This is a genomic window from Saccharothrix saharensis (assembly GCF_006716745.1).
GTDB lineage: Bacteria > Actinomycetota > Actinomycetes > Mycobacteriales > Pseudonocardiaceae > Actinosynnema > Actinosynnema saharense.
Genome location: NZ_VFPP01000001.1, coordinates 1,017,039 through 1,034,349 on the forward strand (window position 1 = coordinate 1,017,039; position 17,311 = coordinate 1,034,349).

A 17,311-nucleotide genomic window follows, 5' to 3' on the forward strand; every position below is an offset into this window, starting at 1 on the left:
CTAGCGAGGGCACGAATCACCATGACTGCGACCACCGACACCTCCACCACAGACACCTTCGCCACCGTCGCCGACTGGGCCGAGGACCTGAACCGCGACACCGCGTCGTGGGATGCCCGGGGCGAGTTCCCGCGGGAGAAGTGGAAAGCGATCCAGCGCAGCGGCATCCTCGCCGTCCCGTTCGACCGGCGCTACGGCGGCCGGGGCCACTCGCTCACCGAGACCATGCGGGCGCTGGAAGGGCTCGGCCACACCTGCCGGGACGCGGGGCTGAGCTTCTCCACGTCGACGCAGATCGTCAGCGTGGGCCTGGTCCTGCAGGCGTTCGGCGACGAGGAGCTGAAGGCCGCGTACCTGCCGGGGATCATCTCCGGTGAGCTGATCACCGCGCACGCGATCACCGAGCCGGGCACCGGTTCGGACGCCACCGGCATCACCACCACCGCACGTCGGGACGGCGACGACTACGTCCTCGACGGCGAGAAGATGTTCATCACGAACGCGCCCGTCGCGGACCTGATCCTGCTCTACGTCCGCACCGGCGAGCCGGGTCCGCTCGGGTTGAGCTGCTTCCTCGTGGAGCGCGACACCCCGGGCCTGCGCATCGGTGAACCGCTCGACAAGATGGGGCTGCGCACTTCACCGCTCGGCGCGGTCACCCTGGACGGCGTGCGGGTGCCCGCGGCGCGGCGGGTGGGCCGGGAAGGAGCGGGCTTCCTGATCCTGGACCACATCATGAAGCGGGAGATCCTGCTGTCGTTCTCGATCACGCTCGGCGAGATGGCGCACCGCTTGGACCGGTGCGTGCGGCAGGCGAAGACGCGCACGCAGTTCGGTCAGCCGATCGGCGCGTTCCAGGCCGTCAGCCACAAGGTCGCCGACATGAAGATCGCGGTGGAGACGGCCCGCAAGTGGCTCTACGACACCGGGGCGAAGGTCGAGGCGGGCGAGGACGCCTCGATCGACGTCGCCGCCACCAAGACGGTGGTGAGCGAGGCGAACCTGCGCACCGCGCTGGACGCGGTGCAGATCTTCGGCGGCGCCGGGTACCTCACCGGCACGGGTGTCGAAGCGGACGTGCGCAACGCGGTCGGCGGGACGATCTACTCCGGGACGAACGAGGTGCAGCGCAACCGCATCGCGGCGTTGCTGGGCCTGCGTCCCACCACTTCCCAGGGGGTGCGTCGTGACTGACGACCTGGCGCGGCTGACCGCGCCCACGGAATTCCTGGACCACGACTCCGCGCCCGTCCAGGAGTTCATCGACGTCGCGGTCGCGGATCGCGGTGCCGACAAGCGGGAACTGGCGGTCTCGCTGTACTACGCGGTCCGGGACGACGTGTTCTACGAGGTCTACGGGGCGGACCTGTCCCGTGACGGGTTCAGGGCCAGTTCCGTCGCGACCCGCAAGCAGGGGTTCTGCCTGCACAAGTCGGTGTTGTACGCGGCGTGCTGCCGCGCGGTGGGCATCCCGGCGCGCTTGCACTACGGCAAGGTCCGCAACCACCTGGCGTCCGACCGGCTGCGCGCGCACATCGGCGGCGACGTGTTCTTCCACGGCCTGACCGCCGTGCACCTCGACGGCAGGTGGGTCAAGGCGACACCGGTCTTCAACGGGCTGCTGTGCAAGCTCTACGGGCTCAAGCCGCTGGAGTTCGACGGCGTCCACGACAGCCTCCACCACCCGTTCGACGAGGACGGGCGCAAGAGCATGGAGTTCCTGGTCGACCACGGCGGCTTCGACGACCTGCCGTACGAGTTCGTGATGGACCAGATGCGGACCAACCACCCCGACTTCCTCGACCCGGAGGGCACGGGCACCGTTCGTGGCGGCTCCCTGGCCGCCGAGGCGACCAGGTGACGGCCCGGAAGGAGGACGCACGATGACCGAACCCTCCCGCGTCCCGGACGACGGTTGGCGCGCCCGCGCCCGGATCGGTGTGGTCGTGCCGCACGCCGACGTCGGCCCGGAGTCCGAGATGCAGGCACTCGCACCACGTGACGTCGTGATCCACGGCTCCCGCGTCCACTTCGGCGCGATGCGGGCGGGCGGCGAGATGGACCCCAAGATCCCGCACGCGCCGGTACGGGCGTTCGTCGAACCACCGCACGTCGACACGGCCGTCGACCTGCTCGCCGCCGCGCCGCTCGACGTGATCGCGCTCGGCTTCACCAGTTCCGCGTACGTCCTGGGCGCGGCCGGCGAGAAGGACCTGTTCGACCGGTTGGGCGAGCACGCCCGGGGCCTGCCGATCACCGGCACCACCAGGGCGGCGGTGGCGGGCTTCGCCGCCCTGGGTGCCCGCCGCATCGCCGTCGTCAACCCGCCGTGGTTCGACGACGAGCTGTCCGGCCTCGGCGCCGACTACTTCGCCGAGCACGGCCTGGACGTCGTGCAGCACGGCCCGTGCGGGCTGCCGAGCGACCAGAAGCTGATCACCCCGGGAGCGCTGTCGGACTGGATCCGCACCGCGGTCGCCCGCGCCGAGCCGGACGCCGTCCTCGTCGCCGGCAACGGCATCCGCGCGGTGGGTGTGATCGACGCCCTGGAACGCGACTGCGACTTCGCCGTCCTGACCGCGAACCAGGTGCTGCTCTGGCACTCCCTCCACCTCGCGGGCGCCGGCCACGTGCTGCCCGAGATCACCGACTACGGCCGCTTGTTCACCGTGACCCCGACCTGAGCCGTCAGTACCGCGCCCAGGGCGACCCGGCTGTCTCCCCGAAGGGTGGCGGGGAGGCAACCGGGTCGGTTCGTCACGCCGGTTCGACCGGCAGCCACAGCTCGCACGTCGCGGTGGTGAAGTCGGCTGAGCGGTCGAGGACGGTGACGATGGAGGGGCCCGGGCGCAGGCGCCAGGGGTTGGACGGGAACCACTCGGTCGCGGTGGCGGCCCAGGTGGTCTGCAGGGCCTGCGGGTACGGACCGGTGCTGCGGAAGACCGCCCACCGGCCGGGCGGCACCTCGATGCCGTCCAGGTCGTCCGGGACCGACGCGTCCGGGGACACCGCGACCCCGTGCAGGTAGGTCAGCTCGCTGCCCTCGGTGGCATCGGGGTCGAGGTCGTCGCAGACCTGCAACAAGCCCGGCGGCTCGGTGTCGCCGAGGGACTTGAGCCGGACGTGCTCCTCCGGCGGCAGCGCGGTGATGTGCTGCTGGATGTGCGGGTTGACCCCGTGGTGGATGAGCGGGACGCGGGTGGCGTGCCCGACCAGCCGGAACGCGGGGCGGTCGATGATGCGGGTGTCCATGGGGGTCGTCCCTTCGACGGTCAGGCGGAACCTGAGCTGCGGTTGTGCGCGAAGAGGACCTCCGTCACGGCGGACGTCGCCGGGGTTGGCGCCGTGGACCGCCCGGAACGCGCGGCCGAACGCCTCGGTCGAGCCGTAGCCGTGCCGGACCGCGATGCCGAGCAGGTCGTCCTCGCCGCGGACGACGTCGCCCGCGGCGACGGTCATGCGGCGACGGCGCACGTACTCCGACAGCGGCATGCCCGCCAGCGACGAGAACATCCGCCGCAGGTGGTACCCGGTCGTGCCGAGCTCCTTGGCCAACCCGTCGACGTCGTGCTCCTCGCCCAAGCGCTCCTCCACGTGGTCGACGAGCCGGTTCAGTGCCGAGATCACGGGTCCTCCCTTCACCGACCACCCTGACCGACCGCACCCCGTCCCCGCCCGATCGCGGCGAACCGGTCCGATCATGTCCCGGACGCCGGCTCACCGCGCGGCGGTGGGCACCCGCGCGCGGCCCGGTGTCCACCAGGTGCGCTCGCCGAGCAGCGCCATCGTGGCCGGGACGAGGAGGCAGCGCACGACGGTCGCGTCCACGGCGGTGCTCGGTGGCACGGAGGCCGAGGCGCGGGCGCTGGCCGACGAGCTGGACGGGTTGATCATCCCGGCACGGGCGGTGCGGCAGCTCACCGAGCTGATCGGCGTCGACCTGACCGACCACCCGCTGGACGCGCGGCTGCCGGAGTTCCCGCCGGTCAGCCACGTCAACGGGGCGAAGAGCCGGTTCGAGCTGGTGCGCGACCTGGCGCAGCGGGAAGGGCTGACGTTGCGCCAACTGCTCGGGCGCCTCGGCGGCGGGCGCGGGCACCAGGTCGTCGCCGGCACGCCCGAGCAGGTCGCCGACCACATCGAGCTGTGGTTCACCACGGGCGCGGCGGACGGCTTCAACGTGATGGCGCCGCTGCTGCCGTCGGGGTTGGAGGACTTCGTGGACCACGTCGTGCCGCTGCTGCGGGCCCGAGGCCTGTTCCGCTCCGAGTACACCGGCCGGACGCTGCGCGAGCACTACGGCCTGCCGCGCCCGGTCAGCCGTTACACGGCGACCGCGTCGGTCTGAGTTCCGGCCTGCCGGGCGGTGCTCCCGCCCGGCAGAACGTCACCCGCGGACCCGGGCGTGCCCGGCGGGGTGCGCGTCACCGCGGTCCACGTCCAGGGCCCCGAGCAGGCGCAGCCCGTCCTCGGCGGGACTGCCCGCGGGCGCGGACAGCACCAGCAGTTCCAGGCCCGAGTCGTCCGGCAACGCGAAGTTCTCCTGGTGCAGCTCCAGCGGTCCGACCAGCGGGTGCCGGTAGGCCTTGCGGCCGTGCGTGCGGGCGCGCACGTCGGCGCGGGCCCAGAGGCGGCGGAAGCGCTCGCTGCCCATCGCCAGCTCGCCGACGAGCGAGGCCAGTCGGGGGTCGTCGGGATATTTGCCGGCCGCCAGGCGCAGGTGGCCGACCACGTCGCGGGTGCACCCCTCCCAGTCCGCGTAGAGCCCGGACTCGCCCTCCTCGAGGAAGAGGTGGCGCGCGGTGTTCAGGCCCGGCATCGGGCGGTCGAACAGCAGGCCCGCGAGGCGGTTCCCGGCGAGCACGTCCAGGCGGTGGTCCATGATCACCGCCGGGGCGTGCGCCACCAGGCCGAGGACGCGCAGCAGGTCCGGTCGCAGCCGCCCGCCCGGCACGGGCGCGCGGCGGCGGCGTTGCCGGGCGAGCCGGCCGAGGTGCCCGCGTTCGGTCTCGTCGAGGCCGAGGATGCGGGCGAGCGCGTCGAGGACCTGTTCGGACGGCTGGGTCGCGCGGCCCTGTTCGAGGCGCACGTAGTAGTCGACGCTGACGCCGGACAGGTGGGCGACCTCCTCGCGGCGCAGCCCCGCGACCCGGCGACGGCTGTCCGCGGGGATGCCGACGGCCGCCGGGTCGACCCGGGCGCGCCGGGTGCGCAGGAAGCTCGCGAGGTCGTCCATGACCCCAGTATGACGTCGGCGACGCCGGTGAAGGTGGTCCTGCCGGTACCAGGAAGCCCGGTCCGACGGACGAGGCGCCCCTGAACGACGGCCGCCGCGGCACCCAGCATCGGAGGCACCCGATCCGAAGGAGTCCCCGTGAAGACGCTGATCGTGCACGCCCACCCGGAGCCGAGGTCGCTCAACGGCTCGCTGAAGGACCTGGCCGTGTCCACGTTGGAGGAAGCCGGGCACGACGTGCGGGTGAGCGACCTGTACGCGATGAACTGGAAGGCGGTCGTGGACGCCGCGGACTACGGCCCGCACGCGTCGAGCCCGTTGCGGGTCGCCGCGGACTCGGGCCGGGCTTTCGACGCCGGGACGCTCACCCCGGACGTCCGCGCCGAGCAGGAGAAGCTGCTGTGGGCCGACACGATCGTGTTCCAGTTCCCGCTGTGGTGGTACGGCATGCCCGCGATCCTCAAGGGGTGGGTCGACCGGGTGTTCACCTACCACTTCGCGTACGGCGTCGGCGAGCACAGCGCCACCGAGTACGGCGAGCGCTTCGGCGAAGGCACCCTGGCGGGCCGCAGGGCGCTGCTGTCGGTGACCGCGGGCGGCCCGGAGTCGCACTACGCCGCGCGCGGGATCAACGGCCCCATCGACGACCTGCTGTTCCCGATCCAGCACGGCGTCCTCTACTACCCGGGCATCGAGGTGCTGCCGCCGTTCGTGCTGTACGGCACCGACCGGATGACCACCGAGGACTACCCGGACGTCGCCAAGGCGTGGCGGGAGCGCCTGCTCACCCTGGACTCGACCGAGCCGATCGCGTTCCGGCGGCAGAACGCCGGCGACTACGAGATCCCCTCGCTGCACCTGAAGGAAGGGCTGGAACCCGCGGGCCGCTCGGGGTTCGGGCTCCACGTGCGCGGCTGACCGTCCTGGGCGGCGGAGGGCGGCACACCGGGATCTCCCGTCCCGCCAGGAAGGACGACGTCGGAAGTTCACGGGGCCGGCGTACGAGTCCAGCGTCGAGCACCTCGTGACGGAGGAGGACAAGCCCAGCCGGGGCGAGGTCGCTCCCGGATGAGTGAGTGGCGCGGGTGGGCGTCGGTCGGCTGAACCGGTGCGGTCGGGGCGGGAACCACCGCGGGTCCGCCTCCGACTGAATCTGACGAGGAAGGCGCATCGGCGGCGCGTCGTCCCGGGTCGTGGAGGTGGTGGCGGATGGTCTCCGCGAAGGCAGCGGTCGAGGGGGCGCGACGCGGGGTCGGGTTGCGCGCGGACCTGCGGACGGCGGTGGTCGACGCGGTGGCCGCGTCGGTGATCACGGCGGTGATCTTCGCGTGGCTGTACGCGCGGGTGCGGAACGGGACGTCCGCGACCGTCGCGGTGATGCCGTTCCTGGCCGACGCCGACAGCTACCCGATGTACTGGTTGTGCCAGGCGTTCGGCTGGACGGCGCTGCTCTGGGCGTGGTTGACGACGATGCTCGGGCTCGTCCGGTCGGCCGCGCGACCCGCGTGGCTGCGCGTGCCCCCCGTGGCGGTCGAGCGGTGGCACCGCGCCACCAGCCTGACCACGATCGGGTTGATGTTCGCGCACGCGTTCTGGTTCTTCGCCGAGCTGGTGCGGGTCAACGAGCACGGGCTGGGCTGGGCGGGCCGCCTCGGCAGCGCGTTCGTCGAGGTGTTCGTGCCCGGAGGTTACCCCTCCGGCACGGGTCGGGTCGCGGTGCTGCTCGGGTTGCTGGCGTTCTACCTGGCCATTCCGCTGGGGCTCGCCTACTACCTGCGCGCCCGCACGGGCGCACGCGTGTGGCGGGCCCTGCACCGGTTCGTCCTCGCCGTGTACGTGCTCAGCGTCTGGCACACCCTGCTGTACGGCACGAACGTGTGGTTCGACGGTTGGCCGCGCACCACCCTGTGGCTGCTGCAACTGCCGGTCGCCGTGCTGCTGCTGGCGCGGTTGCTCGCACCCGGTCGTCCCAGCGAACGGTTCGGCCGGGCCCGCGGTGCCCTGGCGGTGGGGCGGCGGGTCGCGGCACTCGCGGTGGTGCCGGCCACCGCCGCGGTCCTGATCGCCGTGGTGGTCAGCGGTCGTGACGGTGGCCGGACGCCCGGCGCCCGCCACAGCGCCGGCCTGTCGGTGCAGCCCTGGATGGTGTGGACCGGGACGGCGGTCTTCGCGCTGGCCGTGGTCCTGGCGGTCGGCGTGGCACGCCGGGCGGAGCGCGCCGAACGGTCCTCGTGACGTCGGCCCGGGACGAGCGGAGCGCCGTGCACTGGCGCGAGGACGACGGCCTATGGGTCGGCTCCGCGGAGGTGGTGTTTCCGAGCCGGCGCAGCGAGGAGGCCGCGGAGCCGGGCGCCACCGCATCGTTGCCGCAGGTCTCCTCCGTGTGCGAGCACCCGGATCCCGGCCCCGACCACCGCCTCCTCGTCGTCCTCGACGAAAGCAGGGTCGACGGTCGCGGATGGATCACCGGGAGAGGACGTCCCGGGCGACCAGGCGCCGGTCGCGGAAGCACAGCCGCTGGACCTCGAGGCCCGATGGCGGGAAACCGGCCGTGGACCGGCGGGACTCGCAGCCGTCACCGCACTTCGTCGTGCTCGGGGCTCCCGGCGACAGCGGGGCCCGCGAACCGCGGCGCCAACTCGGCGTTCACCTCCACGTGGCGGAGCAGGAAGGCGCGCTCGTCCAACCGCTTCCGCCGCATCCACCCGGTCACCTCGGCGTTGCACTTGCTCGCGTTGCACGACGCGCACGCGGGCACGATGTTGCCGAGCGTGTACCGACCCCCGCGCGACAACGCCTGCACGCAGTCCTTCTGGAGGGGGACACCACTGGCACCGCAGTAGGCGCAGCCACCCCAGGCCGCTTTCACCGCCGTCCACTCCGCGGCGGAGAGGTCGTTCTCGACGCGTCGCATCCGGCGCACCCGCTTGCGCGCCGCACGCGCCCTCCTGCTACCTCCGACGGCCATGCGCGCGACCTTAACGCCATCACCCGTCCGTGACGGGCCGCGGGCGGTCAGTTCACGCAGAGGCAGAACGGGTGGCCGGCGGGGTCGAGGAAGACCCGGAAGGTCGTGCCGGGCTGGTGCGGGTGCCTGGTCGCGCCGAGGTCGAGCACCGCGGCTTCGGCCACGTCGAGATCGTCCACCACGACGTCCAGGTGCATCTGCTGGGGCAGTTCCTGGGTCGGCCAGGACGGCGGTGCGTAGCCCTCCACCTGCTGGAACGAGATGCACTGACCGTGGTCGGCGCGGACGTCCGCCCAGTCGTCCGAGACGTCGACCTTCCAGTCCAGCATCGCGCCGTAGAACTCCGCGAGCGCACGGGGGTCGGGGCAGTCGATGACGATGCCGGGAAAGCGAGCGATAGCCATGCCGGGCATCGTAAGAGCGGTTCCGGACGATCTGCGTCCGGAACCGTCCGGTTGTCACGCGCCAGGGCGGTCCGGGCGGTGATGGCAGAATCCGGGCATGGTCGCGGGGGATTTCGAGGTGCACCTGACCGGCGCCGTGCAGGACACGCACGCGTTGGAGGCGTTCGCCTCGCGGCGGGGTGCGAAGTTCACCCACATCCTGCTCAACAGCGGCGAGACACCGTCCCAACCGATGCTGACCGTGCAGGGCAGCGGCACGCTGGAGGACCTGCACCGCCTCACCGACGCGTGGCGGGCCGACCTGGCGGCGGAAGGGCTGGGCGTGGTCCGCGTCAAGATCGAGGCCGCGCCGTGGAACGAGGGCGTGCCCGAGTCCGACCTGGACGCCTCCGACGAGCTGTACTTCGAGCACCACGTGAAGGTGCTGCTGCCCTCCGACGACGGCGCGGCGGACCGGTTGAGGTGGGCGATCGCCGACACCGGCGCGGCGGTGTCCCGCAACGCCCGGCGACAGCGCGGTCGGCACGAGGAGCGGTTCGTCACGCAGCGGTGCCGCGGTGTCGGCCGGGCCACCGCCAGAACCAGGCTCGACGCCCTGCTGGCCGCTTTGCGCGACAAGGGTTATGAAGTGCTGGAGGTCGAGGAGGAGTACGTCGTCCACGACGACGCGCTGCACGTCGACCGCGGGTGGCTGGACCCGGAGCGGTGGGGTGATCGGCACACCGTGCGCGACGACCTGTTCGGCAGCGGGACCTCCCGGGGGCTCAGCACGCCGGCCACGTTCCGCCCGCTGGCCGCCGACGGGCGCGACATCCGGCAGCGCCCGGTGTTCGACCCGGCGCTCAAGCACTTCGGCCACGCGTTCCGGGCGGGTGAGCCGGTGTTCGGCGACCCCGCCGACGGCACCCGCTGGTCGGCCGCGCGGCGGGCCGCGATGACGCACGTGCTGGCCGTCCTGGCCGCCTCGCCGTGGGCCGGGCACCTGGTGCTGCGCGGCAGCGTCGCGCTGCGCGCGTGGCTCGGCGAGGTGGCCCGCGAACCCGGCGACCTGGACTTCGTGGTGGTGCCGCGGACCTTCGCCCCGGACGGCCCGGAGGCACGGGCGATGCTGGCGGGCCTGGTCGCGGCCATCGGGGCCGACCCCGGTCCGGGTCTGCGCGCCGACCAGGTGGTGGCCGAGCACATCTGGACCTACGAACGGGTCCCGGGTCGGCGGCTGGTGTTCCCGTTCGACGTCGCCGGCCTGCCGCAGGGCGCGGTGCAGGTCGACCTGGTGTTCAACGAGGACCTGCCGGACGCGCCGGTCACCGTCGAGGTCCCGCCGCGGGGCACGCGGGTGCTCGCCGCGTCACCCGCGCTGTCGCTGGCCTGGAAGCTCCAGTGGCTCGTGACCGACCTGTACCCGCAGGGCAAGGACCTGTACGACGCCGTGCTGCTGGCCGAGCGCACCTCGGTCCCGCTCGAGCTCGTCCGCGACCTGATCCGCCCCGAACTCGGCGCCGAGGCCGACGGGTTCACCTGGGCGTCCGTGCTCGACCTCGACGTCGACTGGGACAACTTCCGCGCCGAGCACCCGGGCGTCGGGGGTGATGCCCGGCCGTGGCTGCGCAGGCTCGCGGACGCGCTGACCGCCGGCGGCTGACGGGGCCGCGAGCCGACGAGCGCGCGCGCCGTTCGTGGCGTCGACCCGACCGTCGAGCGTGGCGAGATCATCGGGCTGCTCGGGCCGAACGGCGCGGCACGACGTGGACGACGTGGAAGCGCTCACCGACCGCGTCGCGATCGTCGGGGCGGGTGGGTCGCGTTCGACGGAGACCTCGCGGCGCTGCGGGCCCGTGCCGGCATCCCGGAGGAGGCCGTGCCGACCTTTCGCGGCGATCCTCGCCGAGAGCATCGGGTCGGGGCGCTTGAACACCTGGCTGGTCCGGCCGTGCGCCACGCACCCGGCCGCCGCCCGGCGGGGCTCCGGCCGGCACCCGCGCCGGTTCTCCCCGCGCACCGCCAGGTCGTCCTGGTCCCGTTCCCCCGGTCGCGCTGACCGGTTCCCACCCGGCCGAGCACCTGCCGGGGCCCACCACCCCGCCCTCGCGCCCGTCGTGCTGGTCGAGTCGTGCTCCCCCACCGCGTTCACGTGGCGACGCGGCCTCCTCCGGTACCGGGGCGCGGCACGTAGACCGCCGGACATGGATCGTTCAACGCGGGGAGGTCTCGCGGACAGGGTGGATGATGTCCGGTGACGAAGGAGGTGACCGGTGCCCGCAGGCGCGGATCGGGAACGACGGCGCGTCGGCATCGTGGACGTCGCCGCCGCGGCCGGCGTGTCGCGCCAGACGGTGTCCAACGTCCTCAACGGGCGCGAGGAGTACTACTCCACCGCGACCTACGAGAAGGTCACCAGCGCCATGCGAGCGTTGGGCTACCGGCCCAACCGCGCCGCGCAGACGTTGCGCTCGCGCCGCACGGCCCAGATCGGCTACCACATCTTCGGCGAGCAACTGGACCAGGCGCAGGGCTTCACCCTGCGCTTCCTGCAGTCCCTGGTGCGGGCCGCGGCCGAGGTCGACCACCAGGTCCTGGTGTTCACCCACCGCCGCGACGACCCGCTGGGCGTGTTCAAGGACCTCGTCGCCCGGCACGCCGTGGACGCGATCGTGCTGTCGGAGTCGACCGTGGACGACGACCGGGCCCGCTTCCTGGCCGACAGCGGCATCCCGTTCGCCTGCTTCGGCCGCCTCGCGCCGGACCTGCCGCAGCACTGGGTGGACGTCGACAACACCGCCGGCATGAGCGCGGTGGTGGACGCGCTGGTCGCCGACGGCCACCTGCGGTTCGCCTACCTGGCCGCCGACGGAGACCAGTACTGGAAGCTCGACCGGCTCGACGGCGTCGTGCGACGCCTGGCCCACCACGGCGTCCGCCTGCCGAAGTCAGCCATGTTCCGAGGCTCCGACCAGGGCGTTCGCCGCCGTGCGCGCCAACTGCTGACCGGCAAGAACCCGCCGAGCGCCATCGTGACCGGCAGCGACGCCGTGGCGGCCGCGGTCGTCGGCGTCGCCCACTCCCTCGGGCTCGGGGTGGGCTCCGACGTGGCCGTCACCGGCTTCGACGGCGGCGCGGTCGGACTGGTGACCGAACCCACCCTGACCAGCGCGCGCATCCCCGTCGACCGGGTCTCCCGCACCCTGGTCGCCCGCTGCCTGCGGCAGGTCGAGCACGGCCGCGACGACGAGCCCGGGCTCGTGCTGCCCACCGAACTGGTGCGCGGCGGCAGCGCCTGACCACGCTGTTCGGCACTGGACACACCGCCACCCGCCTGCCTACTGTAACGTTCAATGTTCACGTGAACATGTCGTGACCCCGTCGAGCCGCCCGACCGGATCACCAGTCCTGACAGGTTCGTGTTAGCGATAACAGGAGAGGCAATGACGCCCACTCTTTCGCGGAAGCGGCTCCCGGTCCTGGTCACGATCGCCGCGGCGCTCGCGGCGATCGTGACCGCCGCGCCCCCGGCAGCCGACCACGCCGCCGCCGCGCCCGGCAGTCCCGCGGTGACACCCCCGATGGGGTGGAACTCGTGGAACTCGTTCGGCTGCAACATCAACGAAGGCATGATCCGCCAAGCCGCCGACGCCATGGTGAACTCGGGGATGCGCGCGGCCGGCTACCAGTACGTCGTGGTCGACGACTGCTGGTACGAGCCGCAGCGCGACGCCCAGGGCAACCTGCGGGCCAGTGCCTCCCGGTTCCCCGGCGGGATGAAGGCGCTGGGCGACTACATCCACGGCAAGGGGCTGAAGTTCGGCATCTACATGGCCCCGACCGACCGCACGTGCGCCCAGCGCGTGGGCACCTACCCGGGCTCGACCGGCAGCGGCGGGCGCGAGGCGCAGGACGCCCGGACGTTCGCGTCCTGGGGCGTGGACTACCTCAAGTACGACTGGTGCAACCCGTGGGGCACCCGCGACGAGCAGATCACCCGGTTCACCGCCATGCGCGACGCGCTGCGCGCGACCGGCCGCCCGATCGTCTACAGCATCAACCCCAACAGCCTGCACGCCATCACGGGCGACAAGTACAACTGGGGCGAGGTCGCCGACCTCTGGCGGACGACCGAGGACCTGCTGGACATCTGGCAGAACGGCAACACCAACAGCTACCCCATGGGCGTCGGCAACGTCGTGGACGTCACCGCTCCCCTGGCCGCACAAGCCGGCCCGGGGCACTGGAACGACCCCGACATGCTCGTCGTCGGCCGCCCCGGGCTCACCCTCACCGAGTCCCGGTCGCACTTCGCGCTGTGGTCGCTGATGGCCGCGCCCCTCATGGCGGGCAACGACATCCGCACGATGTCGGCCGACGTCAGCGCGATCCTGCGCAACCCGCGCCTGATCGCGGTCAACCAGGACCAGCTCGGTGTGGGCGGTCGACGGGTGCGCGACGACGGCAACACCGAGGTGTTCGCCAAGCCGTTGAGCGACGGCTCGGTGGCCGTGGGCCTGTTCAACCGGGGCAGCGGCACGACCACCATCTCCGCCACGGCCGCCCAGCTCGGATTGTCCGGTGGCTCGTTCACCCTCACCGACCTGTGGAGCGGGGCGACCAGCTCGTCCGGCGGCACGATCTCGGCGAGCGTGCCGGCGCACGGCGTCGCGGCGTTCCGGGTCAGCGGCGGCAGCCCTCTCGCCGCCACCACCGGCAGGCTGCGCGGCGCGGGCTCGGGCCGCTGCGTCGACGTGGACAACGCCTCCACCGCACCCGGGGCCGCCACCCTGCTCTGGGACTGCCACACCGCCGCCAACCAGCTGTGGACCACGTGGGCGGGCGGGGAGATCCGCGTGTTCGGGAACATGTGCCTGGACGCCGACAACCAGGGCACCGCCAACGGCACCCGCGTGATCACCTGGTCGTGCAACGGCCAGGCCAACCAGCGGTGGACGCTCAACTCCGACGGTTCCATCCGCAACGCCCACGCCGGGCTGTGCCTCGACGCCGACCAGGCGGGTACCGCCAACGGCACCCGGCTGATCCTGTGGACCTGCAACGGCCAGGCCAACCAGAGGTGGAGCCGCGCCTGACCGCACCGCCCCGGTCGGGTGCGCACCCGACCGGGGCGATCACCGCGGTCAGAAGCCCCAGAGCCGCCAGGTCTGGTTGAGCGGGCCGCCCTGGTCGACGGGGTTGCAGGTCCACTGGTGCACCGGGGCGCGTGCCGCCGTCGAGATCGAGCTGACGTCGACGCACTTGCCGCTGTGCCGGGCCACGAGCTGGAAGTCGTGGGCGTCGTTGCCCGAGTAGGTGACCTTGCGCGGGGTGAACTGCTGGTTCACCCCGCCGGTGCAGCTCCACTGCTGCACGGCCGCGCCGTCGGCCGTGGACGACGCGTTGACGTCGAGGCACTTGCCGGTCTGCTGGTTGACGACGGTGTAGGTGTTGGCCGCGCCGGTGACCGGGCGGAAGTCCCACAGCTGCTGGTCGCCGCCCTCGCAGGGGAACTGCTGCTGGCGGTTGCCGTCGGCGGTGCCGAGGTTCGCGTTGTCCAGGCACTGCTGCGAGTGCTGCGCGACGGCCACGGACGCGACACCCCTGCTCGACGGCGGCAGCACCGTGATGGTGAACGCGTCGTCGGCGTTGGTGTGCGGGAGGTTGACCGTCGTGGCGTCGCCGGACAGCGTCACGACGGCGTTCTGGATCGTGATCGGCCCCTGGACCGCGCCGCCCCCGTTGTGCGGGATGCGCTGGGCGACCACCCGCACCTGGTTGTTCTGCACGATGCCGCTCGTGGCGTCGAGCCGCCGGAGCCGGACGGCGATGGTGCCCGTGGTGCCGCCGCCCCCGACGAGGACCTTCGCGACACCGGTCGCCTTGGTGGCGAACGCGTCGTAAGCGGGGCTGGGCGTGACGGAGGCGATCTGACCGGTCTGCGAGCCGTAGAAGCGGTAGACCCACCACTCGCCCTTGGGCTGGTGCACGCCGGCCGAGGTGCGGACGAGCAGGTTGCCCAGGTCGTTGTGCAGGTTCCCGGCGCTGGCCCAGTTGGCGCGCAGGCCGTCGGCCCCGGCCCGTTCCAGGCGGGCGATGTACCAGGACCCGTCGCCGGGGTTCTGCTCGTTCGTCGCGCCGTACTCGTTGATCTGGTACGGCCGCGGGTGCGGGATGCCGCGCGCGTCCAGCGTGGCGTTGGCGGTCGCCACGTTGGCCACCGGGTCGCCGGGCAGCGAGTGCCAGCTGATGATGTCCGGCACGGTGCCGGTGGCCTTGACGTGGTCCAGGTACTGGGTCCACCACCCGCCGGAGGACGGCACGCACGCGCAGCTCGGGCCGACGATCAGCTGCTGCGGGAACGCGGCCCGGACCCGGTGGTAGGTGCGCCGCCAGAGCTCGAAGTACTGCGCCTGCGGCCGGTTCCAGAACAGGGTGATGTTCGGCTCGTTCCACAGGTCCCACTGCACCGGGGCGCCGGTGGCGCGCACGTCGTCGATCAAGCGGGTGAGGAAGTTGTCGTAGTCGGTCCAGTTCCCGTTGTCGCCGGGGAACCTCGCGATCGGGTAGCCGTCGGCGCCCCACAGGTCGTGCACGAGGAGCACGAACTCGCCGCCCAGGGACCGGGTGCGCAGCAACTGGGCGCGGGTGGAGTTCCACCGGCGGTCGTACCTGCCCGCGATCCAGCCGCCGGGGCCGTCGAGCTGGGCGCCGCCGGCGCGCATGTACCGGAACTTCACGTCGCGGTAGAAGTGGTCCGCCGGACCGGCCGCGTCCTCGGTCATGCCGTAGATCCAGCCGGACGCCCGGTAGGTCGGGGAACCGCCGGCGACGGAGAAGTCGACGGAGATCGACTCGTCACCGGCTCGGGCGGCCGGTGCCGGTCCGACCGCGGCCGACAACGCGGAGGCGAGGACCGCGAGGACCGGGACGAAGCGGCGGCCTCGCCGTCGTGCGGGGATGGGTGGCACGGGTGACTCCTTCGTCAGAGAGGACGGGTGTGCACGGGCTCCGCGGCGGCCCGACGCGCCTCGGCGTCGGCGGCGAGCAGCAGGTAGGCGGCGGCGGTCCAGGTGTAGGCGCGGTCGCGCAGCCCTTCGCCGGTCCGGGCGTCGAAGTTCTCGGCGAAGCCGCTCTTCTCGCAGGTGGCGCGGAAGCGGGCGCTGACCCGGTCGGCGAGGTCGACCGCGCCTCCCCGGCGCAGGCCGTCCTCGATGAGCACGGTCGACGGGGCCCACACCGGCCCGCGCCAGTAGCCGTCGGCCTCGTAGTGGGGCGAGTCGGGCCGTTCCGTGGCCGGGCCGACGGCGGTCAGGTGCCGGGCGACGCCCTCGGCGAGCTTCGCGTGCACGTCCGGGGGCAGGGCCGTGCCGAGGATGACGGGCATGAGGTCGAGCAGGCTCGCCGTGGTGCGGGTAGTGCCGTCGAGCGCGCGGCTGGTGAACGCCGTCCCGTCCCACAACGTCGTCAGCATGGCGTCGAGCACGGCCGCGGCTCGCCGGTCCCACCGCGTCGCGGCGGCCGCGTCGCCGAGGTCGCGAGCCAGCCGCGCCAGCTCACCCGACTGCACCACGAGGAAGGCGGCGAGGTCGGCGGACTGGACGAGCCGGCGCCCGTCGAACACGGTGGCGTTGTCCCAGCCGCTGTCGTTGCCGTGCTCGTAGTGCGGCAACACCTCGCCCGGGGCGCGGCGGTGGTCGAGCCAGAACGTCGTCCACGCCGCCAACCGCCGGTAGAGCAGCGGCAGGTCGGCGGCCGGGAGTCCGCCGGGCAGCTTCGCGCGCAGCCTGCCGACCGCCCAGCCGTGGACGGGTGGCTTCACGAAGTTGTGCAGCACTTCGGCGTGGGTGATCGAGTCGGGCAGCGCGCCTTGCGGGGTCTGGTGGTCGAACACGACCTGGAGCTGGTCCCACGCCAGGTCGGGCACGCCGGGCGCGAGGGCGAGCGCGTTGAAGCAGTGGTCCCAGCTCCAGACCTTGTCCATCCAGTTCTTCGACATCAGCACCGCGGGGCGGCCGAGGAACCCGGCCGGGCTCACCGCGGCCGACCACAGCACGTAGCAGGCCAGTTCGGCGGCCGGGGTGCGGTCGGTGCGCCAGGGCGCGACACGGTCGGTGAACTGCTCGAAGGACCGCCGGGAGGAGGCCACGACGTCGGCGAACGCCGCCGCGGTGGTGAACCGTTCGCGGGCGGTCGTCAGCTCCTCCACCACGAGTTCCCACCGGCCGCCGTCACCGCCGACGACGACCGCCCGTTCCGCCGTGCCGAGGGCGGAAGCCCCTCGCACGTCCTCGTGGCCGGTCAACACCGTGACCCGGTAGCGGTGTCCGGTCTCGTAGGAGGTGAAGACGTACGACGACGTGACCGGGTCGTGGAAGAAGAACGTGCCGGTGAAGGGGGTCAGGGTGTCGTCCGCGGCGGCGATGCGCAGGCCGAGCCCGGTGCCCGAGACCCGGAGCGCGGTGGGCGATTCGAACGCCGCCGCGACCCGTGCCCGTCCCGCGCTCCAGGTGAGCAGCGCGGCGTTCGCGCGCACCTCGGTCGTCACGCGGTCGCCGGCCGACACGGGCGTCAAGGACAGCACCGCGTGCATGCCGTTGCGGTGGGACACGAGGTGCAGGTCGTCGGCGTACGCGGCGAGGCCCACGACCGCGGAGAGGCCGAACCACGCCCCCGGATGGCTGAACGGGATCTCCCGCACCGAGAAGTCGTCCACCGCGATCC

Annotated in this window: 15 protein-coding genes; 9 read left to right on the plus strand and 6 right to left on the minus strand. The window is 72.7% G+C overall.

What is annotated here, in order from left to right; translation table 11 throughout:
- The first annotated feature begins 21 nt into the window (after window positions 1-21).
- The 3 genes from FHX81_RS03895 to FHX81_RS03905 are packed head-to-tail and all read left to right on the plus strand — an operon-like array spanning window position 22 to window position 2,684.
- The gene (locus FHX81_RS03895; protein ID WP_141975243.1) at window positions 22-1,194 is read left to right on the plus strand and encodes an acyl-CoA dehydrogenase family protein; all 1,173 of its coding nucleotides are present in this window, start codon (window positions 22-24) and stop codon (window positions 1,192-1,194) included.
- A complete protein-coding gene (locus tag FHX81_RS03900) occupies window positions 1,187-1,861 on the plus strand; it encodes a transglutaminase-like domain-containing protein (protein ID WP_141975244.1) in 675 nt (224 codons plus the stop codon). Before FHX81_RS03895 ends, FHX81_RS03900 begins: the two co-directional genes overlap by 8 nt.
- Before the next feature lie 22 nt (window positions 1,862-1,883).
- Complete coding sequence (locus FHX81_RS03905; RefSeq protein WP_141975245.1) at window positions 1,884-2,684, plus strand: maleate cis-trans isomerase family protein; 801 nt, start codon at window positions 1,884-1,886, stop codon at window positions 2,682-2,684.
- 73 nt (window positions 2,685-2,757) lie between these two features.
- Here the strand turns inward: FHX81_RS03905 and FHX81_RS03910 are convergent, their stop codons facing one another.
- Complete coding sequence (locus FHX81_RS03910; protein WP_141975246.1) at window positions 2,758-3,627, minus strand: AraC family transcriptional regulator; 870 nt, start codon at window positions 3,625-3,627, stop codon at window positions 2,758-2,760.
- Window positions 3,628-3,730: 103 nt separating this feature from the next.
- Between FHX81_RS03910 and FHX81_RS03915 the strand changes: the two genes are divergently transcribed.
- Window positions 3,731-4,348: an LLM class oxidoreductase gene (locus FHX81_RS03915; protein ID WP_211363366.1), complete on the plus strand. Its 618-nt coding sequence runs from the start codon at window positions 3,731-3,733 to the stop codon at window positions 4,346-4,348.
- Window positions 4,349-4,387: 39 nt separating this feature from the next.
- On the opposite strand, the gene FHX81_RS03920 is transcribed toward FHX81_RS03915, so the two are convergent.
- Entirely contained in the window at window positions 4,388-5,236 is an 849-nt protein-coding gene (locus tag FHX81_RS03920) for a helix-turn-helix transcriptional regulator (protein ID WP_141975247.1), read from the minus strand.
- 138 nt (window positions 5,237-5,374) lie between these two features.
- Between FHX81_RS03920 and FHX81_RS03925 the strand changes: the two genes are divergently transcribed.
- Window positions 5,375-6,154, plus strand: coding sequence for an NAD(P)H-dependent oxidoreductase (locus FHX81_RS03925; RefSeq protein ID WP_141975248.1), 780 nt, complete (start codon window positions 5,375-5,377; stop codon window positions 6,152-6,154).
- Between the two features lie 291 nt (window positions 6,155-6,445).
- Entirely contained in the window at window positions 6,446-7,471 is a 1,026-nt protein-coding gene (locus FHX81_RS03930) for a ferric reductase-like transmembrane domain-containing protein (RefSeq protein ID WP_141975249.1), read from the plus strand.
- 340 nt (window positions 7,472-7,811) lie between these two features.
- On the opposite strand, the gene FHX81_RS03935 is transcribed toward FHX81_RS03930, so the two are convergent.
- Window positions 7,812-8,204: an HNH endonuclease gene (locus tag FHX81_RS03935; RefSeq protein ID WP_141975250.1), complete on the minus strand. Its 393-nt coding sequence runs from the start codon at window positions 8,202-8,204 to the stop codon at window positions 7,812-7,814.
- A gap of 47 nt (window positions 8,205-8,251) precedes the next feature.
- Window positions 8,252-8,608, minus strand: coding sequence for a VOC family protein (locus tag FHX81_RS03940; protein ID WP_141975251.1), 357 nt, complete (start codon window positions 8,606-8,608; stop codon window positions 8,252-8,254).
- 97 nt (window positions 8,609-8,705) lie between these two features.
- Between FHX81_RS03940 and FHX81_RS03945 the strand changes: the two genes are divergently transcribed.
- The 3 genes from FHX81_RS03945 (at window position 8,706) to FHX81_RS03955 (ending at window position 13,683) form a co-directional block, all read left to right on the plus strand.
- A complete protein-coding gene (locus FHX81_RS03945) occupies window positions 8,706-10,250 on the plus strand; it encodes a nucleotidyl transferase AbiEii/AbiGii toxin family protein (RefSeq protein ID WP_141975252.1) in 1,545 nt (514 codons plus the stop codon).
- Between the two features lie 610 nt (window positions 10,251-10,860).
- Complete coding sequence (locus FHX81_RS03950; RefSeq protein ID WP_141975253.1) at window positions 10,861-11,886, plus strand: LacI family DNA-binding transcriptional regulator; 1,026 nt, start codon at window positions 10,861-10,863, stop codon at window positions 11,884-11,886.
- Between the two features lie 144 nt (window positions 11,887-12,030).
- Complete coding sequence (locus FHX81_RS03955) at window positions 12,031-13,683, plus strand: glycoside hydrolase family 27 protein (protein ID WP_141975254.1); 1,653 nt, start codon at window positions 12,031-12,033, stop codon at window positions 13,681-13,683.
- Between the two features lie 48 nt (window positions 13,684-13,731).
- Here the strand turns inward: FHX81_RS03955 and FHX81_RS03960 are convergent, their stop codons facing one another.
- Both FHX81_RS03960 and FHX81_RS03965 read right to left on the minus strand, forming a co-directional pair.
- Window positions 13,732-15,558 carry an RICIN domain-containing protein gene (locus tag FHX81_RS03960; protein ID WP_141975255.1) on the minus strand — a complete coding sequence of 609 codons (1,827 nt, stop codon included), beginning with the start codon at window positions 15,556-15,558 and terminating at the stop codon, window positions 13,732-13,734.
- A gap of 14 nt (window positions 15,559-15,572) precedes the next feature.
- Window positions 15,573-17,303, minus strand: coding sequence for an amylo-alpha-1,6-glucosidase (locus FHX81_RS03965; RefSeq protein WP_246107612.1), 1,731 nt, complete (start codon window positions 17,301-17,303; stop codon window positions 15,573-15,575).
- Window positions 17,304-17,311 lie beyond the last annotated feature (8 nt).